This is a genomic window from Psychrobacter sp. Rd 27.2, from assembly GCF_001921755.1.
Classification (GTDB): Bacteria; Pseudomonadota; Gammaproteobacteria; order Pseudomonadales; family Moraxellaceae; genus Psychrobacter; species Psychrobacter celer.
The window spans coordinates 1-345 of the sequence record NZ_MRYB01000145.1 but is presented as its reverse complement, the minus strand read 5'-3'; the positions used below and the strand labels follow the sequence as shown (position 1 = coordinate 345).

1 protein-coding gene is annotated in these 345 nt (G+C 34.8%); it reads right to left on the bottom strand.

The features are described 5' to 3' along the window. Nucleotides 1–190 (bottom strand): hypothetical protein (locus BTV99_RS12965; protein ID WP_143507223.1); only part of this gene is annotated, 190 nt, incomplete at its 3' end. Nucleotides 191–345: the final 155 nt, after the last annotated feature.

Below are 345 nucleotides of genomic sequence, written 5' to 3'. Positions count from 1 at the left end.
GGCTAATTGCATAACTCATACTTCCTCCTACTGCGCCATCGTAAGTACAAGCTTTTACGATAGCCTTCTTTTTACTAATAGAATCAACGGTGGTGCATTTGGTACTACCATTAACATCACCCATGCTAGCAATAGCGTTAATAGAAAGTAATAATAATGGAGTAATCATCAGTATTTTTGTTAGCTTCATAAATATATCCTTTTGTGAGTTTTAATTTCAGACAAAGTAAATGAGTGCCTTGCTGATGAGTTGATTATAGCGTCTAAAATACCGGTTATTTTCTTAACTGACGAACGGTTGCTAATCGAATTTGAACTTCTAAAGCATATCCCCGTTTTTAGTAT